The organism is Enterovirga sp. GCM10030262, assembly GCF_042666435.1.
Lineage (GTDB): Bacteria > Pseudomonadota > Alphaproteobacteria > Sphingomonadales > Sphingomonadaceae > Allosphingosinicella.
The window spans coordinates 548,054-573,462 of sequence record NZ_JBHTDC010000002.1 but is presented as its reverse complement, the minus strand read 5'-3'; the positions used below and the strand labels follow the sequence as shown (position 1 = coordinate 573,462).

General features: G+C 67.7%; 23 protein-coding genes. 9 read left to right on the top strand and 14 right to left on the bottom strand.

Annotation, left to right across the window (positions count from 1 at the left end; translation table 11 throughout):
- Window positions 1-148: 148 nt before the first annotated feature.
- Entirely contained in the window at window positions 149-2,041 is a 1,893-nt protein-coding gene (locus ACFQRC_RS12020; protein WP_379961527.1) for a sulfatase-like hydrolase/transferase, read from the top strand.
- Here ACFQRC_RS12020 and ACFQRC_RS12015 read toward each other — a convergent pair.
- From ACFQRC_RS12015 to ACFQRC_RS12005, 3 genes are all read right to left on the bottom strand, one after another.
- A complete protein-coding gene (locus ACFQRC_RS12015; protein WP_379961525.1) occupies window positions 2,038-2,832 on the bottom strand; it encodes an SDR family NAD(P)-dependent oxidoreductase in 795 nt (264 codons plus the stop codon). The two genes, ACFQRC_RS12020 and ACFQRC_RS12015, sit on opposite strands and share 4 nt — an antisense overlap.
- A 118-nt stretch (window positions 2,833-2,950) precedes the next feature.
- Window positions 2,951-3,730: an SDR family NAD(P)-dependent oxidoreductase gene (locus ACFQRC_RS12010; protein WP_379961523.1), complete on the bottom strand. Its 780-nt coding sequence runs from the start codon at window positions 3,728-3,730 to the stop codon at window positions 2,951-2,953.
- 133 nt (window positions 3,731-3,863) lie between these two features.
- Window positions 3,864-5,111, bottom strand: coding sequence for an acyl-CoA dehydrogenase family protein (locus ACFQRC_RS12005; RefSeq protein WP_379961521.1), 1,248 nt, complete (start codon window positions 5,109-5,111; stop codon window positions 3,864-3,866).
- Window positions 5,112-5,188: 77 nt separating this feature from the next.
- Between ACFQRC_RS12005 and ACFQRC_RS12000 the strand changes: the two genes are divergently transcribed.
- The 4 genes from ACFQRC_RS12000 to ACFQRC_RS11985 all read left to right on the top strand — a co-directional run bounded on the left by ACFQRC_RS12000 (window position 5,189) and on the right by ACFQRC_RS11985 (window position 8,974).
- Window positions 5,189-6,352: an acyl-CoA dehydrogenase family protein gene (locus ACFQRC_RS12000; protein WP_379961519.1), complete on the top strand. Its 1,164-nt coding sequence runs from the start codon at window positions 5,189-5,191 to the stop codon at window positions 6,350-6,352.
- A 154-nt stretch (window positions 6,353-6,506) separates the two neighbouring features.
- Window positions 6,507-7,622, top strand: a complete 1,116-nt coding sequence (locus ACFQRC_RS11995) for an acyl-CoA dehydrogenase family protein (RefSeq protein WP_379961517.1) — start codon at window positions 6,507-6,509, stop codon at window positions 7,620-7,622.
- 71 nt (window positions 7,623-7,693) lie between these two features.
- Window positions 7,694-8,539: a TIGR02587 family membrane protein gene (locus tag ACFQRC_RS11990; RefSeq protein ID WP_379961515.1), complete on the top strand. Its 846-nt coding sequence runs from the start codon at window positions 7,694-7,696 to the stop codon at window positions 8,537-8,539.
- A gap of 12 nt (window positions 8,540-8,551) precedes the next feature.
- Window positions 8,552-8,974 carry a hypothetical protein gene (locus ACFQRC_RS11985; protein ID WP_379961513.1) on the top strand — a complete coding sequence of 141 codons (423 nt, stop codon included), beginning with the start codon at window positions 8,552-8,554 and terminating at the stop codon, window positions 8,972-8,974.
- A gap of 31 nt (window positions 8,975-9,005) precedes the next feature.
- Here ACFQRC_RS11985 and ACFQRC_RS11980 read toward each other — a convergent pair whose 3' ends face one another.
- Genes ACFQRC_RS11980 through ACFQRC_RS11970 form a run of 3 tightly spaced genes read right to left on the bottom strand, consistent with a single transcriptional unit; the run spans window position 9,006 to window position 12,171 of the window.
- Window positions 9,006-9,395 (bottom strand): PaaI family thioesterase, encoded by a 390-nt coding sequence (locus ACFQRC_RS11980; RefSeq protein WP_379961511.1) that lies wholly within the window; start codon window positions 9,393-9,395, stop codon window positions 9,006-9,008.
- Window positions 9,392-10,039 (bottom strand): TIGR04282 family arsenosugar biosynthesis glycosyltransferase, encoded by a 648-nt coding sequence (locus ACFQRC_RS11975; protein WP_379961509.1) that lies wholly within the window; start codon window positions 10,037-10,039, stop codon window positions 9,392-9,394. The genes ACFQRC_RS11980 and ACFQRC_RS11975 overlap by 4 nt, the downstream gene beginning before the upstream one ends.
- Complete coding sequence (locus ACFQRC_RS11970) at window positions 10,036-12,171, bottom strand: FAD-dependent oxidoreductase (RefSeq protein WP_379961507.1); 2,136 nt, start codon at window positions 12,169-12,171, stop codon at window positions 10,036-10,038. The genes ACFQRC_RS11975 and ACFQRC_RS11970 overlap by 4 nt, the downstream gene beginning before the upstream one ends.
- A gap of 34 nt (window positions 12,172-12,205) precedes the next feature.
- On the opposite strand from ACFQRC_RS11970, the gene ACFQRC_RS11965 reads away from it, so the two are divergent.
- A complete protein-coding gene (locus ACFQRC_RS11965; protein WP_379961505.1) occupies window positions 12,206-13,222 on the top strand; it encodes a radical SAM protein in 1,017 nt (338 codons plus the stop codon).
- Window positions 13,219-13,872: a TIGR04283 family arsenosugar biosynthesis glycosyltransferase gene (locus ACFQRC_RS11960; RefSeq protein ID WP_379961503.1), complete on the top strand. Its 654-nt coding sequence runs from the start codon at window positions 13,219-13,221 to the stop codon at window positions 13,870-13,872. Before ACFQRC_RS11965 ends, ACFQRC_RS11960 begins: the two co-directional genes overlap by 4 nt.
- Here ACFQRC_RS11960 and ACFQRC_RS11955 read toward each other — a convergent pair.
- Together ACFQRC_RS11955 and ACFQRC_RS11950 are read right to left on the bottom strand one after the other, a co-directional pair.
- On the bottom strand, window positions 13,863-14,738 hold the full coding sequence (locus tag ACFQRC_RS11955) for an S-methyl-5'-thioadenosine phosphorylase (RefSeq protein ID WP_379961501.1): 876 nt from the start codon (window positions 14,736-14,738) through the stop codon (window positions 13,863-13,865). The genes ACFQRC_RS11960 and ACFQRC_RS11955 overlap by 10 nt on opposite strands.
- Window positions 14,739-14,747: 9 nt before the next feature.
- Window positions 14,748-15,962, bottom strand: a complete 1,215-nt coding sequence (locus tag ACFQRC_RS11950) for a glycerate kinase (RefSeq protein WP_379961499.1) — start codon at window positions 15,960-15,962, stop codon at window positions 14,748-14,750.
- Between the two features lie 92 nt (window positions 15,963-16,054).
- On the opposite strand from ACFQRC_RS11950, the gene ACFQRC_RS11945 reads away from it, so the two are divergent.
- The gene (locus ACFQRC_RS11945; RefSeq protein ID WP_379961497.1) at window positions 16,055-16,744 is read left to right on the top strand and encodes a TIGR02117 family protein; all 690 of its coding nucleotides are present in this window, start codon (window positions 16,055-16,057) and stop codon (window positions 16,742-16,744) included.
- Here the strand turns inward: ACFQRC_RS11945 and ACFQRC_RS11940 are convergent.
- A complete protein-coding gene (locus ACFQRC_RS11940; RefSeq protein WP_379961495.1) occupies window positions 16,713-18,056 on the bottom strand; it encodes a tetratricopeptide repeat protein in 1,344 nt (447 codons plus the stop codon). The genes ACFQRC_RS11945 and ACFQRC_RS11940 overlap by 32 nt on opposite strands.
- 57 nt (window positions 18,057-18,113) lie before the next feature.
- On the opposite strand from ACFQRC_RS11940, the gene ACFQRC_RS11935 reads away from it, so the two are divergent.
- Window positions 18,114-19,268, top strand: a complete 1,155-nt coding sequence (locus ACFQRC_RS11935) for an aminotransferase (RefSeq protein ID WP_379961493.1) — start codon at window positions 18,114-18,116, stop codon at window positions 19,266-19,268.
- Between the two features lie 6 nt (window positions 19,269-19,274).
- Here the strand turns inward: ACFQRC_RS11935 and xth are convergent, their stop codons facing one another.
- The 5 genes from xth to ACFQRC_RS11910 form a co-directional block, all read right to left on the bottom strand.
- On the bottom strand, window positions 19,275-20,051 hold the full coding sequence (xth, locus tag ACFQRC_RS11930) for an exodeoxyribonuclease III (RefSeq protein WP_379961491.1): 777 nt from the start codon (window positions 20,049-20,051) through the stop codon (window positions 19,275-19,277).
- 23 nt (window positions 20,052-20,074) lie between these two features.
- Window positions 20,075-22,654, bottom strand: a complete 2,580-nt coding sequence (pepN, locus tag ACFQRC_RS11925; protein WP_379961489.1) for an aminopeptidase N — start codon at window positions 22,652-22,654, stop codon at window positions 20,075-20,077.
- 80 nt (window positions 22,655-22,734) lie between these two features.
- Entirely contained in the window at window positions 22,735-23,598 is an 864-nt protein-coding gene (locus ACFQRC_RS11920) for a flagellar motor protein MotB (protein WP_379961487.1), read from the bottom strand.
- Window positions 23,599-23,601: 3 nt separating this feature from the next.
- Window positions 23,602-24,465 (bottom strand): flagellar motor stator protein MotA, encoded by an 864-nt coding sequence (gene motA, locus ACFQRC_RS11915; RefSeq protein WP_379961485.1) that lies wholly within the window; start codon window positions 24,463-24,465, stop codon window positions 23,602-23,604.
- Between the two features lie 229 nt (window positions 24,466-24,694).
- A complete protein-coding gene (locus ACFQRC_RS11910; RefSeq protein ID WP_379961483.1) occupies window positions 24,695-25,372 on the bottom strand; it encodes an HAD family hydrolase in 678 nt (225 codons plus the stop codon).
- Window positions 25,373-25,409 lie beyond the last annotated feature (37 nt).

Below are 25,409 nucleotides of genomic sequence, written 5' to 3'. Positions count from 1 at the left end.
CGACCGCCGTGGCGGGGGGCGGCAACGCTTTTTCAAGGCAGGCGGCTCTACAGTCGGGCTTTCCTCAGCCAGGGACCGGCCGATCACGATCCTTTCCCGCCTGAAAGCCCTGTGGGTCCCCGCGACCGTCTTCATCGTCCTGCTGGGCGTGGAGGCGGCGCTCGTCGAACGCAAATATGGCATATTCGGCGGCGGGTTCGGCGCGTCGCACGTGATCGACCAGCCGGGGGAAGCGCTCTTGTTCGCGGCCGCGCTGATTCTTTCGCAGGCGGTGGCCGTGGGCATCTTCTTCCTCGTCATGCGCGCCCTCCACGGGCGGCGGATCGGGACGCCGCTGTTCCTGTTCAACTTCGTCTTTTTTGCCATCGCGGGCGGCATTGCCTTGCTCACCCTCAAATATGAGGTGCTGAGCTATTTCAGCGACGCGATCGGGTTTCAGCTGATCCGCAACCTCGGCGGCGGCAGCCTGTTCGACGCCTTGCTGTTCGTGATGGACGAGGCGGCCTTGCTTGGGCTGGCGGCGGTGTGGACGGCGGTGGCGTATTGGGTCGGCCTCCGACTGGTCCGGCGCTACGCTCCAGCCTCGGTCGCGCCGGCGCCGCTTCGATGGAAGCACCTGCTCTGGCCGGCGCTCGCTTTGCCCTTCGTCGCCTTCGCCGCCAATCGCGACGCCGACACGCGCTACGCGCTGACCCGCTTCAACGCATACGCCATCGCCGACACGGCGCTCGCCGGCCTCACCGACTTCGACGGCGACGGCTATAGCTGGTTCGGCGCCCGGATCGACCGCCACCCGTTCGACCCGGCCCGCCATCCGCTCGCGCTCGACGTGCCGAACAATGGCGTGGACGAGGACGGCTATGGCGGCGATTTCCGGTTCGATGGTGTCGCGCCAGGCCCGCCGATCCCGACATTGCCCGAGGGTCGCAAGCATCTCGTCCTGATCGTCCTCGAAAGCGTTCGCGGCGACGCCCTCGGCAAGGAGGTGGCGGGGCGACCGGTGACGCCGACGCTGAATGCGCTCGCCCGCGAAGGGAGCGTCGCGCGCCAGGCCTACAGCCATGTCGGCTTCACCACCGCGTCCCTGAAGAGCCTGTTTTCGGGCGCGCTCGATCCGGCGGCGGGCGGCCCGTCCCTGTTCCGCGATTTGAAGGCGAACGGCTATCGGATCGGCGTCTATTCGGGTCAGCCGGAGAGCTTCGGCGACATTTCGGCCGTGGTCGGCATGAAGGAGAATGCCGATATCTTCGTCGATGCCGAGACGTTGAAGGACGAGCGCGCCTTCGGCTTCGCGGCCAAGGGCTCGCTGCTGGTCGACGGGCGCAAGCTGCTTCGCGAGTTCGACAGGGCGTTCGGAGCGCCGGCGGCGTGGGCGCGGCCGAATTTCCTCTATCTCAACTTCCAGGAAGCCCATTTCCCCTATCACCATCCGGATATGCCCGCCCTGCTTCCGGGCGATCCGATTCCGCGGGGCGAGATCGGGGTCGAGAATCGCGAATGGGTCGAAGCGACCTATTGGAACGCGGTCGCTTATGGCGATTGGCTGGTGGGCCAGGTGGCCGAACGGCTGAAGCGACAGGGGGTGTGGGAGGACACGTTGCTGGTCGTCACCGCCGATCATGGCGAATCCCTGTTCGACGACGCCTTCCTCGGCCACGGCCATGTCATTAACCGGCAGCAGACGCACATACCGCTGGTGCTGAGCGCGCCGGAAGTGCCGGTTGAAGGGCCGGTCGGACTAGCGGATTACCGGGCGCTTATCCTGCGCGCGCTGGGCGGCGATGTCGCTGGGCGCGCGAGCGGCGGACCCGTGTTCCAGCATATCGGGGGGCTCGACTGGCCGACCGCCATCGGCATGGTCGAGGGGCAGGGCACGTGGACGACCCTGATGCTGGAGACGGACGAATTGTGGTTCAGCGACACGGGCCGAAGGGTGCGCGTCGCCGATCTGGCGGCGGGCTCGCCCGAGGCGCTCCGCTCCCGGCGCCTGACCGACCTGTGGGCGCGCGAACGCTGGCTGGCGCATCTGGCGCGGCGCTAGATCGCGGTGCGGCCGTAATCCTGTCGGTTATACGGGTGCGACGCGGACAGGCCGCCGTCCACTACTAGCGCATGGCCGTTGACGTAGGAGGATTCGTCCGAGGCCAGGAACAGGGCCGCGTTGGCGATCTCGATCGGCTGCCCGCAGCGCTTGAGCGGATTGAGATGGCCGAGTCTTTCTTCCTGGCCCTTGGCGCGGGCGCGTTCGTAGACGAATTCGGTCATTCCGGTCTCGATCAGCCCAGGGCAGATCGCGTTGACGCGGATGTTGGAGCCGCTGAGCTGCTGCGCGGCCGTTTTCACGAGGCTGATGACGCCGGCCTTGGACGCGGAATAAGCCGCGCCGCCGGCGCCCGAGCGCAGGCCTGCGACCGAGGCGGTGCAGATGATGGAGCCGCCGCCGCGCTCCTTGATGAGTGGCGCGGCATGCTTGATCGCCAGCGCCGGGCCGGTGAGGTTGACGCGAAGGATCTCGGCCCAATCTTCCGGCGTCTGCTCGAAGATCGAGGCGAGGCCGCCGGAGATGCCGGCATTGGCGAAGAAAATGTCGAGGCCGCCGAAGCGGGCGGCGGCGGAGCGGACAAGATGGGCGACATCCTTCTCCTTGCCGGCGTCGCAGCGCAGCGGGACGGCGGCGGGACCGATGCGCGCGGCGGTTTCATCGACTGCTTCGGTGACATCGGCGAGGATGAGGGTGGCCCCTTCCTCGGCGAACAGTTCGGCGGTGGCGCGGCCGATGCCGGAACCGGCCCCGGTGACGATGGCGATCTTGTTGGCGAGGCGTTGGGTCATGCGCTCCTCGTCATCCCAGCGAAAGCTGGGATCTCACTTGTTCTTCTCGTTGCCGGGGTAAAGGAAATGAGATTCCAGCTTTCGCTGGAATGGCGGGTTTCCCTCCCGTTCAGGGCCGTCACAGTCCCACTCCAATCGTGCTGCCGCCGTCCACCACGATCGTCTGCCCGGTCATGAAGGTGGAGGCCGGGGAGGCGAGGAATACCGCCGCCCCGGCGATTTCGTGGGGCTCGCCGATGCGGCCGAGGGGAGTGCCACGGGTCACCGCCTTCAGCGTGTCCGGATTTTCCCACAAGGCGCGGGCGAAGTCGGTGCGGACGAGGCCCGGCGCGATGCAGTTGACGCGGACGCCGGAGGGGCCGAACTCGGCGGCGAGGTTGCGGGCGAGCTGGAAGTCGGCGGCCTTGGAGATGTTGTAGGCGCCGATCATCGTCGAGCCGGTCATGCCGCCGATCGACGAGACGATGATGATCGAGCCTTCTTTACGCTCGACCATCTCCGGCGCGGCCATCGCGATCAGCCAGTGATTGGCGATGACGTTGTTTTCGAGGATCTTGCGGAACTGGTCGTCGGCGATGCCCGCCATCGGGCCGTAATAGGGATTGGACGCGGCGTTGCAGACGAGGATGTCGATCCTGCCGAGCTGGCGGCGGGTTTCGTCGACGAGGTGCCGGAGGTCGTCCTTGGACGAGATGTTGGCGGGGACGACGATGGCGGTGCCGTCGCCATATTGGCCGTTGATGCGCTCGGCCGCTTCGGCACAGGCCTCGGCCTTGCGGCTGGAGATGACGACCTTCGCGCCCTGCTCCGCCATCGCCTCGGCAATGGCGCGGCCGATGCCGCGTGAGGAGCCGGTGATGATGGCGACTTTGCCGGTGAGGTCGAATAAAGTAGTCATGTAATCCTTCTAAATCCGTTCGTGTCGAGCGAAGTCGAGACATCCATTCGGGCGCAGCCGAGAAGAATGCCTCGGCTGCGCTCGGCTTGGTCCCTCGACTTCGCTCGGGACGAACGGAAGAGTTTGGTCTTTCTCATCGCACCTTCGCTGCGTGTTTCGCGAATTCCGCCCGCGCTATCGCCCTGTTGTGGACTTCGTCCGGCCCGTCCGCCAGCCGCAGGGTGCGGATGCCGGCCCAGCTTGCCGCAAGCCCGAAATCCTGGCTGACGCCGGCGCCGCCATGGGCCTGGACCGCGTCGTCGATGATGCGGAGCGCCATTTGCGGGGCCTGGACCTTGATCATCGCGATTTCGGCGGCGGCGGCCTTGTTGCCGGCCTTGTCCATCATGTCCGCGGCCTTCAGGCACAGCAGCCGCGACATCTCGATATCGATCCGCGCCCGGGCGACACGCTGCTCCCAGATCGAATGCTCCATCAATTTCTTGCCGAAGGCGACGCGGGTCTGGAGCCTTCGCACCATCGCTTCCAGCGCTTCCTCGGCCGCTCCGATGGTGCGCATGCAATGGTGGATGCGGCCGGGCCCCAGCCGCCCCTGCGCGATCTCGAAGCCGCGCCCTTCGCCGAGCAGGAGATTGCCGGCCGGGATGCGAACGTCCTTCAGTTCGATCTCCATATGGCCGTGCGGCGCGTCGTCATAGCCATAGACGGTGAGCGCGCGTTCTACCGTGACGCCGGGGGCGTCGAGCGGCATCAGCACCATCGACTGCTGCTGGTGGCGATGCGCCTCCGGGTCGGTCTTGCCCATGACGATGGCGACCTTGCAGCGGGGATCGCCGGCGCCGGACGACCACCATTTGCGGCCGTTGATGACATAATCGTCGTCGTCGCGGATAATCGCGGTCTCGATGTTCGTCGCGTCCGACGAGGCGACGGCAGGCTCGGTCATCAAAAAGGCGGAGCGGATTTCGCCGTTCATCAACGGCCGCAGCCACCGCTCCTTCTGCTCCCGCGTACCGTAGCGGTGGAGCACTTCCATATTGCCCGTGTCCGGGGCGGAGCAGTTGAAGATTTCGGCTGACCAGAGGATTCGGCCCATCTCCTCGGCGCAGAGGGCATATTCGAGGTTGGTGAGCTGCGTCCCTTCGAACTCAAAACTGTCGTCGACATGCGGCAGCGCCGGGGCGGGTGGCATGAACAGGTTCCACAGGCCGGCCGCCTTTGCCTTGGGCTTCAGCTCCTCGATCACCTGGACGGGTTGCCAGCGATCACCGGTCGCGATCTGCTTCTGATAGTCGCCGGCGCGGGGGCGGACGTGAGTCTCGATGAAGGCGCGGACCTTGTCGCGGTAGAAAGCCTCGCGTTCCGTCAGGGTGAAATCCATCGCCGGCCTCTCGCTTGCTTTACGTTACCGTCAACCTATCATCGGGCTATAGCGGACGCGCAGCGGAGACAAGGGCCATGGCGGAACAGGACGATTTTCGGCGAGAGACGCGCGCGTGGCTGGAGGCGAACTGCCCCGCCGAGATGCGCGAGCCGATGCACGGCGAGAGCGACGCCTGCTGGGGCGGGCGCCAGGCGGTGTTCCAGAGCGAGGCGCAGAAGAACTGGATGGAGGCGATGGGCGCGCGCGGCTGGACGGTGCCGGACTGGCCCGCCGAATATGGCGGCGGCGGCCTTTCGGCGGCCGAGACCAGGATATTGAAGCAGGAGATGGCGGCGCTCGGCGCGCGCAATCCGCTGATGAGCTTCGGCATCTCGATGCTCGGGCCGGCTTTGCTCAAATATGGCACCGAAGCACAGAAGAAGCGCTTCCTACCCGAGATCGCGCGCGGCGAAATTCGCTGGTGCCAGGGCTATTCCGAGCCCGGCGCCGGCTCCGACCTCGCCTCCCTGCAAACGAAATGCGAGGATGAAGGCGACCATTGGCTGGTCAACGGCCAGAAGGTCTGGACAAGCTACGCCGACAAGGCCGACTGGATATTCTGCCTGGTGCGCACCGACCCGTCCGCGCCCAAGCATAAGGGCATCAGCTTCATCCTCTTCGACATGGCGAGCCCGGGAGTCTCGACCAAGCCGATCCTGCTCATCTCGGGTTCCTCGCCATTCTGCGAAACCTTCTTCGACGACGTGAAGGTGCCCAAGGACCAGGTGGTGGGCGAAGTGAACAAGGGCTGGGACGTCGCCAAATATCTGCTCGGCCACGAACGCGAGATGATCAGCGGCATGGGCCTGGGCGGCGACGGCGAGAGCCTGGGCGCCGCGCTCCGGGAACGTCTCGCCGACGACCCTGTCCTGCGCACCGAGGTCGCCCGCTTCGACATCGATGCGATGGCTTTCCGGGCGATGAGCGAGAAGTTCATCGACGAGTTGAAGGCGGGTCAGGCGCACCCGGCCCAGCCCTCGATGATGAAATATGCCGGCACCGAGTTGAATAAGGCGCGGCACCAGCTGGTGATGGCGGCGGGCGGTTCCAGCGCGCTCGAATGGGAGAGCGACCGCTCGAAAGGCGGCAAGGCGGCGCGCGAGTGGCTGCGCACCAAGGCCAATTCGATCGAGGGCGGGACCAGCGAGATCCAGCTCGGCATTATCGCCAAGCATATATTGCGGCTGCCGGGGGCTTGAAGGTGACCGCAAAGACTCATCTTCCCAACCGTTCGTGTCGAGCGAAGTCGAGACATCCATTCGAGCGAAGCCGAAAAAACAGCCTCGGCTTCGCTCGGCAGGACCCCTCGACTTCGCTCGGGGCGAACGGATTATCTCTTTCCTAGGATCGCCGATGCCCCTCTACCTCACCGACGACCAATCCTTACTCCGCGACACGGCGCGCGAGTTCATGGCCGCCGAAGGCTCGATCGCCAGCCAGTATCGCAAATATCGCGACATGGGTTGCAAGGACGGCTTCGGCCACGCGCTGTGGCGCCAGTTTGGCGAGATGGGCTTTACCGGCATCCTCGTCGACGAGGCCGACGGCGGGCTCGGGCTCGGCCACGTCGAGGCCGGGATCGTGCTCGAGGAGATCGGGCGAAACCTGACGCCCTCGCCCTTCCTCATCACCGCCGTCACAGTGGTGGAGGCGCTGAAGGGCACCGCGCTTCGGACGCGCTGGCTGCCCGGAATCCTCGCTGGTGATACGGTCGGCGCGCTTGCAATCGACGAAGGGCCGAAGCACCGGCCCGATGCGATCGCGATGACGGCGGAGCGTTCCGGCAATGGGTTTCGCCTCTCCGGCCGCAAGCAATTCGTCGTCCAGGGCGCCTCGGCCGATTTCTTCGTGGTCGCGGCCAAGGCGGATGACGGCCTCACCTTGTTCGCGGTCGAGAAGGAGGCGAGGGGGCTTACCGTCGAAGGCGTGCGGCTGGCCGACAGCAGCATCGGCGCGCGCCTCGAATTCGACGATGTCGAAGTCGATGCGGACGCGGTGATCGGTGAAGTGGGCCAGGGCGGAATCATCCTGTCGCGCGTGCTCGATGCGGGCCGCGTTGGGGCGGCGTCGGAGATGGTCGGGCTCGGCTCCGCCGCGATGGAGATGACGGTCGAATATCTGCGGCAGCGCAAGCAGTTCGGCCGGCTGATTGGCGAGTTCCAGACGCTCCAGCACCGCTCGGCCCATCTCTATTCGGAGCTGGAGATTGCCCGCGCGGCGACATTGAAGGCGCAGCAGCTCCTGGACGAGGGTCGCGAGGACGCGGAGATGATAGTGTCCGTCGCCAAGGCCAAGGCCGGCCGGGTCTCGACGCTGGCGGCGCAGGAAGGCGTCCAGATGCACGGCGGCATCGGCATGACCGACGAATATGATATCGGCCTGTACATGAAGCGCGATCGCGTGCTGAACGAGCTGTTCGGCGATGCTGGCTATCACGCCGACAAAGTCGCCCGGCTCAACGGATATTGAGCCCCAAGGAACCCGGACTTTCGGCGTCCGTTCTGCCTCTGTAACGACGGGCTGGCGGAGGAAGGGTCAAAATGGTCGGCCGAGCCGAAGCGCAGGGGGGCAATCGCGCTTATGCGGTCGGCCTGGCCCGGGCCTTTGGTGGCGCGATCATATTCGGCATCCCGTTGCTGATGACGATGGAGATGTGGTTTCTCGGCTTCTATCTCGACAGGGGCCGTCTCCTTCTCTTTCTCGTCCTCAATTTCTTCATGCTGGTCGGCCTGTCCCGGTTCGGCGGGTTCGAGCGCACGTCGTCTCTCTTCGAAGACGTACTCGACGCATTCGCCGCCTTCGCCGTCGGCGTGACCGCCTCGGCCGTCATTCTCGTCGTCTTCGGGATAGTGGACTGGGAAATGCCCTGGAGCGAGATTGTCGGCAAGATAGCGGTGCAGAGCGTGCCGGCAAGCTTCGGCGCCATCATCGCCCGCAAGCAATTGGGCGGCAGCGACGAGGACACGGATGAGGAAGAGGAGGCGCTCCAGAAGACGAGCTACGGCGGCGAGCTGTTCCTGATGATGGCGGGCGCTTTGTTCCTCGCCTTCAACGTGGCGCCGACGGAAGAAATGGTCCTGATCGCCTTCAAGATGTCGCCGTGGCAGAGCATGGCGCTGGTGCTGCTCTCCGTCCTTATCCTTCACGCCTTCGTCTATTCGATCGGCTTCGCCGGACAGCATGATCCGGTCGCGGAGCACGGCTTTCGCAGGCGCTTCCTGGTCTACACGATCGCGGGCTACGGCATCGCGCTGCTGGTCAGCCTCTATGTGCTGTGGACCTTCGGCCGCACCGACGGCGCGGATATGGCGCGGATAGCGACGATGACGGCGGTGCTCGGCTTTCCGGCCGCGGTCGGAGCGGCGATCGCGCGGCTGGTTGTCTGAAAGGAACAGGATGTGAGCGAAGGCCGGAAATCAGCGGGTGGAAAGAAACCCGGCCATGCCGAGACGCCGGCGCTGGAATGGATCGCGGCGGCCGTGGGACTGGTGATGACATTGGGCATATTGGGCTCGATGGGCTGGGAGGCGATGACTGGCGGCGGCGACAGGCCGGCGGCGATCGAGACACGGGTCGAGCGTATCGTCCCGGCCGGCGCCGGCTATGTGGCCGAGATCGCGCTCCGCAACGATTCTCCCACCACCGCGGCGGCCGTCCAGATCGAGGGCGAGATGACCAAGGCCGACGGCACGGTCGCGACCAGCCAGGCGACCGTGGATTATGTGCCCGGCGAGTCGACCCGGCGCGCCGTCCTGTCCTTCACCGACGATCCGCGCCGCGCCCGGCTGGAGGTGCGGGTGCTCGGTTTTGCGGAGCCCTGACGTCGTCGGTAGGGGGACAAAGCGGACGAACCTACCGACCCCGCTTCAGCAGCAGATTCATGTGCGCCGCCGCGATCGGCCTGGCGCGGTCCTGCTGCCAGGCATGGGCCTCGACATTGGCGACGCGGTTGCCGAGCCGGGTGACGGTGGCGGCGGCGAAGGTCTCGTGCTCGGTGCCGCCGCGCATGAAATCGACGGTGACGTTGATCGGCTTGACCTTGACTTCGTCCTTTTCTCCGAGCGCGTCGTAGAGCGTGCCGAGCGCGGCGAATTCCAGCAGCCCGGCAATGGCGCCGCCGTGGAGGAAGCCGGGCCTGCCGACCACCGCCTCGCGGAACGGCATCACCCACAGCAATTCGCCGTCGTCGGAGCGGCGCGTGCTGAGGCCGAGCAGCTCGGCATAGGGAGGAAGGGGATTCACGGGCCTAGCCTAGCTACACCGTCATTTCGGCGAAAGCCGGAATCCCGCCTTTCTTGCCCATCGAGATTCCAGCTTTCGCTGGAATGACGGAGGTGGACCAGGTCCTCGGGCTCGTCGATGTCGCGCAGCGTCTCGCCGACGTGGAGCGACCAGTCGAGCGCCGTGACCCTGGCGACGGTGTCGCGCGCGACGGTGTCGGTGCTCCAGGCGATGTCGGCGAAGAGCGACGGGGCCAGCCTGTTCAGGCCCAGCAATGCGTAGCCGCCATCCTCGGCGGGATGGAGGAAGGCGTCGTGGTCCCGCAGGCTTTCCGCCGCCGCTCGGAGCCGATGCCGGTCGAGGCCGGGGCAGTCGGTCCCGATCAGCAGCAGAGGCGGGTCGGCCCGCGCGGCGGCGCGCCACAGGCGTTCGCCAAGATCGCCTTCGCCCTGATCGGTCACACCGACGCCGGCGGGAATGCCGACCGGAACGCCGCTCAGGCAGAGTTCGACCGGCCCCACGGCGGCGGCGACCGCTTCCCGGCACGTAGCGGCCAGCATCCGTTCCGCCAGTTCGGCCGCGCCTTTCGCGCCGAGGGCGGGGATCAGCCGCGTCTTCACTTCTCCCGGCACCGGCGCCTTGGCGAAGATGATGATCCGCGTCATCCGCGTCGCCATCGGTGGTAAAGCTCGACCCAGCGCAGCAGCCGCTCGGGCTTGTGCGCCTTCTTCCATTCGCCGGCCGCATATTTGTTCGCCTCGGCCATGGTCGGGTAAGCGTGGATCGTGCCGAGCAGCTTGTTCAGGCCGATCCCGTGCTTCATCGCCAGCACATATTCGGCGATCATCTCGCCGGCATTATGGGCGACGATGGTGGCGCCGAGGATGCGATCCTTGCCCGGCGCGACCAGCAATTTGACGAAGCCCGCATTGGCGCCTTCGGTCACAGCGCGGTCGAGATGGGCGAGATCGTAGCGGACGACTTCGAAAGCGACGCCCGCCTCATTGGCGGACAATTCGTTATGGCCGACATGGGCGATTTCGGGGTCGGTGTAGGTGACCCAGGGCAGGACCGAATAGTCGGCGCGGAACTTGCGGAACGTGCCGAACAGGGCGTTGACGGCGGCATACCAGGCCTGGTGCGCGGCGAAATGGGTGAATTGATAGGGGCCGGCCACGTCGCCGGCGGCGAAGATGTTGGGATAGAGCGTCTCCAGATAGTCGTTGGTGACGATTGTCTTCCGCGTCTCGATGCCTAGGTCTTCCAGCCCGTAACCGGTCAACCGCGCCTTGCGGCCGACGGCGACGATGATCTCGTCGAACGGGATCGCCTCTTCGCCGGCCGTCGACCGGACGATCAGGCTTTTGTCCTCCACGCGCACCGCCTCGTGGCCGGTGCGGATGTCCACGCCTTCGCTTCCCAGCCGCTCGGCGATGAAGTTCGAGACGTCCTCATCTTCTTTTGAAAGAAGGCGGGGGCCATGCTCGACCTGCGTCACCTTCGCGCCGAGGCGGGCGAAGGCCTGGGCCATTTCGGTGCCGATCGGGCCGCCGCCGATAATGGCAATGCGGGCGGGCAACTCGTCGCGGTGGGCGAGTATGTCCCACATCGTGTCGCTGGTGAGGTAGCCCGATGTCGCGAGGCCGGGAATGTCGGGCAAAGCCGGTTCGCCGCCGGCGGCGATGACGATGGCCCGCGTGGTCAACCGTTCGGCGCCGTCGATCTCGACCGTCCAGGGATCGACGATCCGGGCATGGCCGAGCCGGACGTCGACGCCGAGCGCGGTGTAGCGATCGACGCTGTCGGCCGGCTCGATCACCGCGATGATCGTCCGGATGCGCTTCATCACCGCCTTGAAGTCGAAAACGGGCTCGCGCGGATCGAGGCCGAACCAGTCGGCGGTGCGGATCTCGTGCGCCAGCCGGGCGGTGCGGATCAGCGCCTTGGAGGGGACGCAGCCGGTGTTGAGGCAGTCGCCGCCCATCCTGTTCGCTTCGATGAGGGTGACCTTCGCGCGGACGGTGGCGGCGATGTAAGCGGTGACCAGCCCGCCCGCGCCCGCGCCGATCACGATCAAATTTCGGTCGAACCGGCGCGGGCGCCGCCAGCCCTTGTAGACGCGGCGACGCCTGAGCCGGTCGACGATGAGCTTGGCGGCGAGCGGGAAGAGGCCGAGCAGGATCAGCGAGCCGATCAGCCCGGGCGAGAGGATGCCGGCCGCGCTGTCGATCTCGGCGAGCTGTGTGCCCGCATTCACATAGAGGACGGTTCCGGGCAGCATGCCGATCCAGCTCACCCCCGCGAAGGCCGCGACCCGCATGGCGGTGACGCCCATGGCGAGATTGACGAGGAAGAAGGGGAAGAGCGGCACCAGGCGCAGCGTCAGCAGATAGAAATTGCCGTCTTTCTCGACGCCGCGATCGACCGCGCGGACCGCCTTGGGAAAGCGCGCCCGCACCCAGTCCCGCGCGACGAAGCGCGATGCCAGCATCGCCAGGGTCGCGCCGACCGTCGAGGCGATGCTGGCGACGATGGTGCCCTCGATCAGGCCGAACAACGCCCCGGCGGCCAATGTCATGACGGCCGCGCCCGGTAGCGACAAAGCCGTGACGGCGACATAGGCAAGGCCGAAGACCAGGGCGGACGCGACCGGCCAGGCCGCGACGACGCCGAGCAGGGCATCGCGGTCCTCCTTGAGTCCCGCGACGCTCAGCCGGTCCGCTCCGCCCGACAGGAGGAACGCCGCGATGGCCGCGGCGATCAGCAGCAGGAGGATGATCTTGCCCTGGCCTTTCATCGTTCCTCCGCTGCCGGACGGCTGTTTAGCAAGCATGCCTCGCTTTGGCATCGAATATGCGCGCCCTTTGGTTTATCCCGGCCCGCGAAGGAGAGACGAGATCGCCACCGCCTTGTCATCGCCGTTCGCGGACCCCCGGGCGCGGACGCTCGATCCGGCCAAGTTTCGCGATCCGCTCGTCACCGCGAAGGGGGAAAGGCGCGCTCATGTCGCGCTGGAGCGGCTCGACACCTTGTGGATCAACACCGGCACGCTCTGCAACCTCGCCTGCGCGACCTGTTATATCGAGAGCTCACCGACAAACGACGCGCTCGTCTATCTGAGCCTCGCCGAGGCGGAGGCCTATTTCGACGAGGCGAAGGTGCTCGGCACGCGCGAGATTGGCTTCACCGGCGGCGAGCCCTTCATGAACCGGGACATGGTGCCGATGATGCGCGCGGCGCTGGAGCGCGGCTTCGATGTGCTGGTGCTGACCAATGCGATGCGGCCGATGCGGCGGTTCGAGGAGGCGCTGAAGGCGCTGCCGGAGCATCGAGACAGGCTGACGATGCGGGTCAGCCTCGATCATTACAGCCCGGCCGTGCACGAGGCGGAACGCGGCGCCGGCAGCTGGGCGAAGGCGCTGGACGGCCTGAAATGGCTTTCGGACCATGGCTTCCGGCTCGCCGTGGCGGGACGCACGCTTGGGCGCGAGAGCGCGGAAGCGGCCCGCGCGGGCTATGCGGCATTGTTCGACGAACTGGGCGTCCGCGTCGATGCGGGGCTCGTCCTGTTCCCGGAGATGGATGCCGCCGCCGATGTGGCGGAAATCACCGAGGCCTGCTGGAACATCCTCGACGTCTCCCCCTCGGCGATGATGTGCGCGTCGAGCCGGATGGTGGTGAAGGCGAAAGGCGCGGCGCGGCCCCACGTCGTGACCTGCACCTTGCTTCCCTACGACCCGCAATTCGCCATGGGCGAGACGCTGGCGGGAGCGGGCGGGGACGTGACGCTCAATCACCCTCATTGCGCGCGTTTCTGCGTGCTGGGCGGGGCCAGCTGCTCGGGGTGAGGCTGTCCGTCGTCATTCCGACGCTCGATGCGGCGACGCATCTGGCCGATACGCTGGAGGCGGTTCGGGGCGCGGACGAAATCCTGGTCGTCGATGGCGGTTCGGCCGACGCCACGGTCGCCATCGCCGAAACCGAGGGCGCGCGGGTTCTCGCCGCTCCCAGGGGGCGCGGCGCGCAACTTCGGGCCGGCGGCGAAGCCGCGCGGGGGGAATGGTTGCTCTTCCTGCACGCCGACACCCGGCTGGACTCCGACTGGCGCGAAGCCGCCGCGGCCCACATAGCGCGGCGACCGGAGGCGCCCGCCTGCTTCCGTTTCCGGCTCGACGATCCCGCCTGGCAGGCGAGGGTGATCGAGAGGGGGGTGACGGCGCGGGTGCGGCTGCTCGGCCTTCCTTATGGCGACCAGGGCCTGCTCGTGCCGCGCGCGCTGTACGAGCGCGTCGGCGGCTTCCGGCCGCTGCCCTTGATGGAGGATGTCGATCTGGTGCGGCGGCTCGGCCGCCCGGATGTTCTGGCCGCCGACGCGGTGACCCGCGCCGGCCGGTGGCGCAAGGACGGCTGGTTCGCGCGCTCGGCGCGGAATCTCTTCTGCCTGCTCCTCTACCGGCTGGGGGTGCCGGCCGAGCGGGTCGCCGCTCTTTACGGCTGAGCGTCCAGCACGCGCCGGCAGACCGCGTCGAGCTTGGCCAGCAAGGCCGGGTCGCGCGCGTCGGGCGCGGTGATCAGCGCCGTGTCGAGAACCGTCTCGATGGGCGATGCGGGGCGTTCCCTGGGCAGCGCTTCGGCGAGCGCCTCGATCAGCCGCTTTGCGGTCCCGGCATTGGCCGATAGCTGGGCGATGAGCGCCGACACTTCGACCTCCTCGCCGCCGCCGCGCCAGCAATCGTAATCGGTGACCATGCCGACGAGCGCGTAGGGAAGCTCGGCCTCGCGGGCGAGCTTGGCTTCGGGCATGCCGGTCATGCCGATCACATCGCATCCCCAGGCACGGTACAGTCCGCTTTCGGCGCGGGTCGAGAATTGCGGGCCTTCCATGGCGAGATAGGTCGCGCCCCGCGTCACGTCGGCGCCCGCCGTTTCGGCGGCGGCCGCGGCGACAGCGGACAGGCGGGGGCAGACCGGGTCGGCCATCGAGACATGGGCGACGAGGCCGGGGCCGAAGAAGCTCTTGTCGCGCGCGAAGGTGCGGTCGATGAACTGATCGACGACGACGAAGCGGCCGGGGGGCAGCTCTTCCCTCAGCGAGCCGACGGCGGAGACGGCGAGGATATCGGTGCAGCCGGCGCGCTTCAGCGCGTCGATATTGGCGCGCGCGTTGACGTCGGTCGGCGGCAGCCGATGGCCGCGGCCGTGACGGGGCAGGAAGGCGAACTTGATCCCATGAATGCGGCCGATCAGCAATTCGTCGGAAGGCGGCCCCCATGGGGTATCGACGGCGACCCATTGCGCCTCCTCCAGCGCGTCGATTGCGTAGAGGCCGGAGCCGCCGAGGATGCCGATCGTCCATTCGCTCATGGGGCGGTCTTAGGGCTCGACGAGAAGGATGCGCAAGTCGTTGACGTTGGTGCCGGTCGGGCCGGTGGCGAAGGAATCGCCGAGCGCGGCGAAGAAGGCGCCGCTGTCATGGTCGCGAAGGGCGCGGGCGGGGTCGAGGCCCAGCGTCTTCGCCCGGGCGAGGGTGGTGGGATCGACGAACGCGCCGGCGGCGTCGCCGGCGCCGTCGATGCCGTCGGTGTCGGCGGCGAGGGCGTGGACCGGCGCGCTGTCGAGCGCGAGGGCGAGAGCGAGCGCATACTCGCGATTGGGTCCGCCTTGGCCGGAGCCCGTGACCGTCACGGTGAGTTCGCCGCCGGAGATCAACGCCGTTCCTGGCGCGGCGTTCAGGGCGAGCCGGGCATGGGCTCGCGCGACCGCGCGGGCGTCGCCCTGGCCGTCGCTGTCGATGATGCGGGGCATCCATCCGAGCTGCCGGGCGCGGGCGGAGGCGGCTTCGACCGCATCGCGGCCGCGCGCGATGATGTGATAGTCGGCTTTCCAGGTCGCCGCTTCCTCCGGCTTGACCGTTTCGCGCCAGCCCGTCGCGGGAACGGGAATGCCGTATTTGGCCAGAACCGCCTTCGCGTCGCTAATCGTGGTTACGTCGGATGCCGTCGGGCCGGAGCCGATATCCCTCGGATCGTCGCCGACCACGTCGGAGATGGCGAGGGTGACGAGCCGCGCGGATTGGGCGGCGCGGGCGAGTCCGCCGCCCTTGAAGCGGGACAGGTGGCGGCGGACGCAATTGATGGCGGAGATGGGAGCACCGGAGCGGAGCAGGGCGCCCGTGATCGCCTGCTTATCTGACAGCGACAGGCCCTCGCCCGGCAGGCAGGCGAGCGCCGACGCGCCGCCACTCAGCAGCACCAGCACGAGATCGCCGGGGCCGGCTTCGCGGGCAAGGCGGGGCAGATGCCCGGCGGCCGCGACGCTGCTTTGGTTCGGGATCGGGTGACCGGATTCCAGGCGGTCGATCAGCCGCAGGTGCCCGGCCGAGCCGCGCGGCGCTACGGCAAGTCCCGAGAGCGGTCCTTTCCAACCCTCTTCCACCGCCTCGGCCATCGGCACGGCGGCTTTGCCCAGCGCGAGCAGGATCGTGCGCCCGCGCGGCGGGGCCGGGAGGTGGGGCGGGACGACATTGCGGGGATGGCAGGCGTCGATTCCGGCGCGGAAGATGCTCGCAAGGTCGTCGCGGACGCTCATCGGCAGATGATGATCGGACGGCGGCGCTTCTTCAAGCGGCGCGACGGAACGACTGCCCTAGTCGCGTCGCGCGAGACTGCTAGGCTGGCGACATGACGCGCAAGATTGGACGCAGGATAATGAAGTCGGTGGGGGCGGTGCTGCTCGTGCCGCTCCTGTACCTCCTGGCGGTCGCCGTTGGCGGGGTCCTGAGCGCGAACGCCGATTGGGAGGAGGCGGAGGAGGGGGTCACCATCTTCATCCGCACCAACGGCGTCCACACCTGGATCTTGGTGCCGACGGTGAATGCGGACGCGGACTGGCGAAGGCTGGCCGATGCTAGCCACATCAGGGATCCGCGCCTCGCCGGCGACTATCTCGCGATCGGCTTCGGCAACCGGGATTTCTACCTGAACACGCCGACCTGGGCCGATCTTAACCTAAAGACCGCCTTCGCGGCTGCGGTGGGGGGCGGGCCGAGCCTGATGCATGTCGATCACGAGCCCCTTCCGGTGGCGGACGAATATCACCGCCCGACTGTCCTTGGCCGCGACCAGTATCGGCGGCTGGTACACTTCATCGCCGACAGCTTCCAGCTGGACGGGGACGGGCGGTCGATGCCGCTATCGGGGCGCGGCTATGGCGGGTCGGACGCCTTCTACGAATCGCGCCGCGCCTATAATTTCGTGCGCACCTGCAACGAATGGACCGGCGAGGCGCTGCGGGCGGCCGGGGTTCGCATGGGCGTCTGGACGCCGGCGGAGCAGAGCATCATGTGGCGGATGGAGCCGCCACCGGAATGACGATGTGCGGATCGAGCTTGCGGGCAAGGCGGCGCTGGATGTGCGCCGGCCCGCTTCGGCCCAGCGCCGCATAGATTCGGGCGGCGACGGCATGGGTCTGCGCCGTCCGCCATGGCGAGGCGAGGACGGTCTCGATGGTCCGGCGGGCGTCGGCCGCATGGCCCGTTTCGAGCAAGGCCCTGGCGAGCAGGCCCTTGGCCTCGCCATAAGGGCGGTTGGCGTGGTTCCGCCGGGCGAGGTCGAGCGCGCAGCTCCAGTCCCCGGCGGCCATGCAATGGTCGAGGGCATGGCCGTAAGCGGCTTCGGGGAATTGGCCGAGCCTTCGTTGCCATGCCGCCCCGGCGCGCCGCGTCCAGGCCGTGGCGGCCGCATCGTCTCCGCGCTGGCGGGCGAGCCCGGCGAGGGCGTCGATGAATTCGGGATGGCCGGTTCGGCGGACGATGGCGCGGTAGCGGGCCTCCGCTCTGGCGGTGTCGCCCTTCAAGGCGGTCACTTCCGCGATATGCTCCTCGATCAGCCAATGGCCAGGAAACATCCGGTCGGCTGCCGTGAAGTGGACGAGGGCGACGTCCCAGCGGCCGCGTTCCAGGTCCAGGATGCCATGCTGCAATTCAATGTTGGCGGCGGCTTGCGGCGAGCGAGCGGAAAAACCGGAGCGAACCCGGTCGAAATAATCCTCCGCCAGGTCCGGACGGCCGGTGCGCGAATGGAAGATGGCGCGGCGGAAATCGGCGGCACCGGGCGTCAGCCGGTCAGCTTCTTCATAGGCCGCCGCCGCCTCGTCATAACGGCCGCGGTAGAAGGCGATGTCGCCGCGCATCGCGGCGATCTCAGCGAGATCATCGCTGTCGGGCGGCACGGCATAAGCGGAGATGATGTCGAGCTGGCGTTCGGCGGCGGCGAGGCGATGCATGGTGAAATCGAGCACCGCCTGAGTCATGTGCGGGCCGGTGCCGGGCTTTGCCACCGCGAAGGCGCGCGCCAGGGCGGCGTTGGCCGCGGCATAATCGTCGAAAGAGCCGGTGAGCCGCCCGCGCGCCAAATAGCGGCGGGCAAGCGTCTCGTGCATAAGCCATTCGCCGGCACGCTCCTCGGCCCGGCCCCGGGCGTCGGCGATGGCACGGTCTATCCGCGCGAGAGCCTCGCGGTAATTTTGGGGTACGCCGCTCGTCGCCAGGGCAGCCGGCGGGGCGGCGAGGGGCGCATTGCGCTCCAGGCTCAGCGACCGCTCCAGAGCGAGCAAGGCGAGCGCCGCGAGGCCGACCACGCAGAGCCAGCCGAGCAGCGAGCGGTCGGACGCGGTTCGATCCATGATCCCCTCTCGGCGCGCATTCTATCGCGCGCGCGCCGCCGGTGCTAGGGCTGCGTCATGAGGCGCGCCCAGGCCGAACGGCAGACCACCATCTTCGAGCATATGTCGGGCCTGGCCCGCGCCCATGACGCGGTCAACCTGGGCCAGGGCTTCCCCGATTTCGGTTGGCCCGAGGATGTGGTGGAGCGGGCGGCCGATGCGCTGCGGACCGCCTCCAACCAATATCCGCCAATGCAGGGGCTACCGCCGCTGCGCGAAGCGGTGGCCGATCATTATGCGCGGCACCAGGGGCTCGCGTTCGGCGCGGAGGAGGTCACGGTCACCTCGGGCGCCACCGAGGCGCTGGCGGCGGCGATCCTGGGGCTGGTCCAGCCCGGCGACGAGGTTTTGCTCTTCCAGCCGCTTTACGACGCCTATCTGCCTTTGGTCCGCCGCGCCGGCGGCACCGCGCGGCTGGTCTCGCTGGAGCCGCCCGACTGGCGGCTGACCGCGGCGGCGATCGAGCAGGGCTTCACCGACCGCACCCGGCTGGTCGTGTTCAACAACCCGCACAATCCCACCGCCCGCGCCTTCGAGGAAGACGAGTTGCGGCTGCTCGCCGAAGCCTGCGCGCACCGCGACGTGCTGGCGATCAGCGACGAGGTGTGGGAGCATGTGCTGTTCGACGGGCGGCGGCACACTCCCCTGTCGGCGCTGCCCGGGATGGCCGAGCGGACGGTCAAGGTCGGCTCAGCGGGCAAGATATTCGCGCTCACCGGCTGGAAGGTCGGCTGGGCGATCGCGCCGCCCGACCTTTCCGCCGCCATCGCCAATTCGCACCAGTTCCTGACCTTCACGACCGCGCCCAACCTCCAGGCGGCGGTGGCCTACGGGCTTCGCAAGGAGGACGATTATTTCGAAGCCATGCGCGCGGACCTAGCCGAGGCGCGCGACTTCTTGTCGGCGGGGCTGCGCGACACTGGTTTCGCGGTGCTTCCGGCCGAGGGCACCTATTTCCTCGGCGTCGATCTCGCCGCGTCGGGCATCGCGGCCGATGATGTCACTTTCTGCGAGCGCGCGGTGCGCGAAGCGGGCGTCGCGGCGATCCCCGTCTCCGCTTTGTATGCGGAAAAGCCGGCTCGAAACGTCATCCGCCTCTGCTTCGCCAAGCGCAGGGAAACGCTGGAAGGCGGCATCGAACGCCTCCGCGCGGCGCGGCGGCTGTTCGCCTGAGCCGGATCAGGCCGGGGCCAGCTCGATCCATACCGGCGCATGGTCGCTAGTCTTTTCCCAGCCGCGGACGTGGGAGTCGACCCCGGCCCCGACGAGCCGGCCGGCGATGGCGGGGCTGAGCAGCACGTGGTCGATCCGGAGGCCGGCGTTGCGCGCATAGGCGTTCCGGAAATAATCCCAGAAGGTGTAGATGGTCTCGTCGGGATGCATCGTGCGGAGCGCGTCGACCCAGCCCTGATCGAGCAGCCTGAAATAGGCGTTCCGCACCTCGGGCGCGAACAAGGCGTCGTCGAGCCATCGCTCGGGTTTGTAGACGTCGCGCTCGGTCGGCATGACGTTGAAGTCGCCGATCAGCAATGCCGGCACGCCGGCCGCGATCAGCTCCGCGCCATGTTCGATCAGCCGCTCGAACCAGGCCAGCTTATAGTCGAATTTGGGGCCGGGCCTGGGATTGCCATTGGGAAGATAGAGCCCGCCCACCAGCAGTCCGGCGACGGCGGCCTCGATGTAGCGGCTGTGGAGGTCGAGCGGATCGCCGGGCAGGCCGCGCCGCGTTTCGACGGGCGCGCCGACGCGGCTGAGGATCGCGACTCCGTTCCAGCTCTTCTGGCCGTGCCAGATCGCCGCGTAGCCGGCCTCCGCGATGGCGCTTTCCGGAAAACGCTCATCTGGGGCTTTCAATTCCTGCAGGCAGACGATGTCGGGCCGCGTCTCGTCGAGCCAGCGCAGCAGCACGGCCAGCCGGCCGTTGACCCCGTTCACATTATAGGTCGCGATCTTCACCCGGGCATCCCTTTCCGGTCCCGTCAATCGCCCGGCGCCGTCGAGGTTCCTGCAAGGCCATGGGAGACCAGGACGCGCAGCGCGTCCGAGATGGTCGTCGCCGCGTGGATTCGCTCCAGCTCGGCTTTCATCAGCGCCGCGCGAGCCGGTTCGAGGCGGCGCCAGCGCGTGAGCGGCGGCGCCAGGCCGGCCGAGGCGCGCGGGTTCAATCGGTCGGCGGCGAGGACGACATCGGCGAGGAAGCGGTAGCCGCGGCCGGACGGGTCGTGGAAGGCGTGCGGGTTGGCGGCGAAGGCGCCGACCAGGGCGCCGAGCCGGGTCGGGTGGGCCAGGGTGAAATCGGGATGGGCGAGGAGCCTGGGCGCGGTCTCGATCACGTCGTCGCGGACGGAGAGCGCCTGGGCGCTGAACCATCGGTCGAGCAGCACGGGATGGTGGCGGTGATTGCGGTGGTAGGCGGCGAGCCCCTCCGGCCGCTCGCGCGCGTCGGAATCCGCCAGCGCCCGCAGCGCGCCCTCGCGGTCGGTCGGCGTCTCGGCCCCGGCCAGCTGTCCGAGCGCCAGTGCGCCCGCATCGCGCCCGCCGCCCGCCAGCAGATAATCGAGCGCGACCGAGCGCAGTTGCCGCGCGCCCTTGCCGTCCGGCCCGGCGGCAGCGACCGCGCCATGGGCCGCGCGCCAGGCGGGCTCCAGCGCGCGGCCAAGCTCGGCGCGCAGCCGCCGCCACGCCAGGTGGATCGCGCCGGGATCGGCGAGGGCCATGCGGTCGCCGATCGACGATTGCGAAGGGAGCCGCGCCATCTCCGCGACCAGCCCCGGCTCGAGCCGCCGGTCTTCGAGGATGCGGCCGACGGCCTCTATGACCGATGCCGGATCGCTCCCGCGTCCTTCGACAGCGTCGAGCAGGGTGGCGGCCATCGCGTTCTGTACCGCCTCCCAGCGGGCGAAGGGATCGTCGTCCTGGGCGGAGAGGAAGGCGAGGTCGGCGGCCGAACGGGGAGCCTCGATGAGGACAGGCGCGGAGAACCCCCGGTTGATCGACAGGACCGGCCGTTCGCCGATGCCTTCGAAGACGAAGTCCTGGCGCGCGCCTTCGAGCATCGCCAGCCGCTCGGCGAGCTTGCCGCCTTCTCCAAAGAGGGCGACGCGGAGCGGGATCGGTACCGGCGGGGACGTGTCCTGCTCCAAGGTCAGCACGGCCCGTTTCGCGTCGGCGTCATGGCCCAGCGTCGCCCGCACCCGGGGCGTTCCGACCTGTGCATACCAATGGACGAAATCACCAAGGCCGCGCCCGCTCGCTTCCTCCATCGCGGCGATGAAATCCTCGCAGGTGACGGCCTGGCCGTCGTGGCGATCGAAATAAAGCTCGGCGCCGGCGCGGAAATCCTCTGGCCCGACGATCGTGTGGATCATCCGCACCAGTTCGGCGCCCTTCGCATAGACGGTCGATGTGTGGAGATCGGCGGGGTCGCGATAGGATTCGGGCCGGACGGGATGGGCGCGGGGGCCCGCATCCTCGGGGAATTGCGCGGCGCGAAGGGCGCGGACGTCCTCGATGCGCTTGACCGCGGCCGAGCCCCGGTCGGCGGAGAATTGCTGGTCGCGAAAGACGGTGAAGCCTTCCTTCAGCGCCAACTCGAACCAGTCGCGGCAGGTCACCCTGTTGCCCGACCAATTGTGGAAATATTCGTGCGCGACGAGGGCGCCGACCGAATCGAGGTCGGCGTCGGTGGCGCTCTCCGGGTTCGCCAGGATCAGCCCGGAATCGAAGATCGCGAGGCCCTTATTCTCCATCGCGCCGAACGCGAAGCTCGGGAGGGCGACGATGTTGAAGGCGTCAAGATCATATTCGCGGCCATAGGCCGTCTCGTCCCACGCCATCGCCGCCTTGAGGGACGCCAGCGCGTGGGCGGTGGGGGCAAGGTCCGGCGCCCGGGTCCAGATCGCGAGATCGACCTCCTTGCCCGAGCGGGTGGTGAAGCGGTCGCGGTTCGCGGCGAGGGCGCCGGCGACCAGGGCGAACAGGTAGCACGGCTTGGAGACCGAATCGTTCCACTCGGCCCAGTGGCGGCCGCCGTCGATATCGCCGCCGCCGACGGGATCGCCGTTCGAGAGCAATATCGGATAAAGCGCCTTGTCGGCAGCGATGCGGATCCTGTAGCGCGCGAGCACGTCCGGCCGGTCGGGGAAGAAGGTGATCCGGCGAAACCCTTCCGGCTCGCACTGGGTGCAGAGCAAGCCGCCGAGATCGAACAGGCCGCTCTGCTCGGCGCCCGGGACGATCTCGACCAATGTCTCGACCGTCGCGCTGTCGGCGCCGAGCCGGATCGTGAGGCCGTTCCTGTCGAGCTTGTGCGACGCCGCCTTGCCGTCGACCTTGAGCGAGACCAGCTTCAGCCCGTCGCCGTCGAGCCGGAGCGGCGCGCGGTGATCGCCGTTGCGCCGGACCTCGATCCGCGCCCGCACCCGGACCCGGTCGGGGGCGAGGTCGAAGTCGAGCGCGATCTCCGGCACCAGCCAGTCCGGCGTCCGATAATCCTCCCGGCGGACGAGGCGCGCGGCGGAAGGAGGGATTGCCGGGGTGGATTTTGGATGCTTGACCATCGCCCGGCTGTTTCCGCGTCGCGAGCCCCGCTGTCCACCACGAAGGTGGGCCGGGCGAGCGGCACCATCGCCTCTAGTCGTCAGCTCCGCCAGGCGAGGGTGATCGATATTCGCCGGTTTCTCGGGTCGTAACGGTCCTCGGGCACGTAGGGCTCGCGGTCGGCGACGCCTTCGATGCGGGCGAAGCGGTCCGGCGTGACGGCCTGGCCGAGGGTCGCCCTGGTCGCTTCCGCCCGCGCGGTCGAGAGCATCCAGTTGTTCATGTCGCGGCCGACCGCATAAGGCAGGGAATCGGTGTGGCCGCGCACCATGATGTCGTTGGGCACGCCCTCGATCACCTTGGCGACCTCGCCGATCAGCCGGACGGCGGCGGGGAGCAGCCGGTCGGTGCCGACCGCGAACATCGAGAAATCCGCTTCCTCGACGAGATCGATGCGCAGGCCCTCGCGGGTCTCGGTGAAGCGGACATGGGGCTTGAGCTTGCGCAATTCGGCGCTCTTGTCCATCCGATCGGTCAGCATCTTCTTCAATTGCTCGAACCGTCTGCGATCCTCCGTCCGGTCGGTCTCGCCCTCCTTGGCGCCGCCGATGGTGGATTTGGGAATGACGATCGATTTCGAGCCGGTCTGGGTCGGCTTGTGCGGATAATTGTCGGCCGCGACGATCGAGGCTCCGCCGAGCAGGCCGTTGGAGCCGGCGCTATTCTCCTTCAATTCGACCAAAGTCGGAGTGAAATAATCGGCCAGGCCCTTGCGCTGCGCCTCGTCGGTCGCGCCCAGCAGCCAGAGCAACAGGAAGAACGCCATCATCGCGGTCACGAAATCGGCATAGGCGACCTTCCAGGCGCCGCCATGATGGCCGCCATGCGCGTCGGCGACGATCTTCTTGACGATGATCGGGCGCGGCTCGGGCTCGTTCCTGCCGCGCTTGGCCGCGCTCGCCATGGCTCAGCGGCCCCGCATGCCGTCGAACACGTCGGCGAAGGCGGGCTGGTTGGTGTGGCTGATGCCCGAGCGCGCGGCCTCGATCACCAGCGGCAGGGGATGGCCGTGGAGCGAGGCGACGATGATCTGCTTGACGACATGGTAAATGGCGCCGTCGCCCTCGATCACCTGGCGGGCGCGGCTGGCGAACGGGCCGACGATGCCGTAGGCGAGCAGTACGCCCAGGAAGGTGCCGACCAGGGCCGAACCGATCATGCCGCCAAGGATCGAAGGCGGCTGATCGATCGAGCCCATCGTCTTCACCACGCCCAGCACGGCGGCGACGATTCCGAGCGCGGGGAGCGCGTCGGCGAGGCTTTGCAATGTGTCGGCGGGACGGATCGTGTCTTGGTGGTGGGTCTTGAGCATATTATCCATCACCTCCTCGACCGCGTGCGGATCGAGGGTCCCGGACGAGACGACCACCAGCCGCAATGTGTCGGCGATCAGGTGGATCAACGTGTCGTCCTTCAGCAGCTTGGGATATTCGGCGAAGATCGGGCTGGTCTGGGGATCCTCGATATGCGGCTCGACCGCGACGGGGCCGTCGGTGCGCAGCATCTTCATCAGCCGCGAGACCAGGAAGATGGTGTCGAGGAAATCCTGCTTGGCGTAGCGCGGACCCTTAAATATCTTGGCGATGCCGCCGCCGAGCTGCTTCAATTCCTTCATCGAATTGCCGGCGATGGTGGCGCCGACCGCGGCGCCGCCGATGATCAGCATCTCGTGGGGCAGAGCGTGCATGACCGCGCCGAGGTCGCCCCCGGTGATCATGAAACCCCCGAACACCATCACGAGCACGACGATAACGCCGACCGCTGGAAACATGAATCAATCCCCGCCTGGACACTCTTCGAAGCGAAAAGCCTCTCGCCTCGGACAAGTTAACGGCAGGAGGCACGCGTCTTTATGGTGAACGGGAAATTATTAGAGATTTCCGCCCCGGAAACGACGGGCCAGAGCGGGATGGGGTGGTGTTGAATTGCCGTTGCGAGGGCACAGTCCTGCGCCGGTCTGGATTGCTTCGCTCCGCTCGCAATGACAGACTCATCAAATTCTAGCGGCTCCAGTCCAGAACCTCCCAGCCTTCCGCATGGGCGAGCTTGACGAGGCGGTCGTGCGCGTTGGTGGCCACGGGCTCGTCGGACCAGTGGTGGACGACCGAGTCCGAGACATGGTCGGAATAGAAGCGGATATGCACGGCCTCGCGGGTCAGCCCCTCGCGCTCCAGCCAGGCCTGGATCATCGCCAGCTTGGCGTCGCCATAGCAATTGCTGCCCTCGACGCGGGCGACGATCCGGCCCTTCGCGTCGAGCCGTGTCTCGGTCGCGATCACGTCCCTGATGCCGAGTCGCTCGGCGATCGCGCCGGCATAGAGGCGGTAGGAGGCGGTCGCCATGACGATGCGGCGGCCGGCCGCGCGGTCGGCGGCGATGCTGGCACGGGCGCCGGGCATGATGTTACCGGCGACCTGGCGGTCGGCGAAGCTTTGGATGACTGGTTCCAGCTTCACCGGATCGGTCGCGCCGCCGATCAGCAGGCGATAATTGACTTCCTTGAGCCGCGAGCGGTCGATCAGCTTCAGCGCGTAAGCGAGCGTCGACAGCAAGGCAAACGGGAGAAGAACCAGGCGCCACGGCGCGAGGCGCGAGGCGGCGTGGATCAGGAAGGGCGTGTACGTCGCCTTCCGCGTGATCGTGCGGTCCATGTCGTAAATGGCGAGCGCGGCCTTCATCGAATTGCGGCAAGCACAGGCGCGGTGCCTTTGTCCA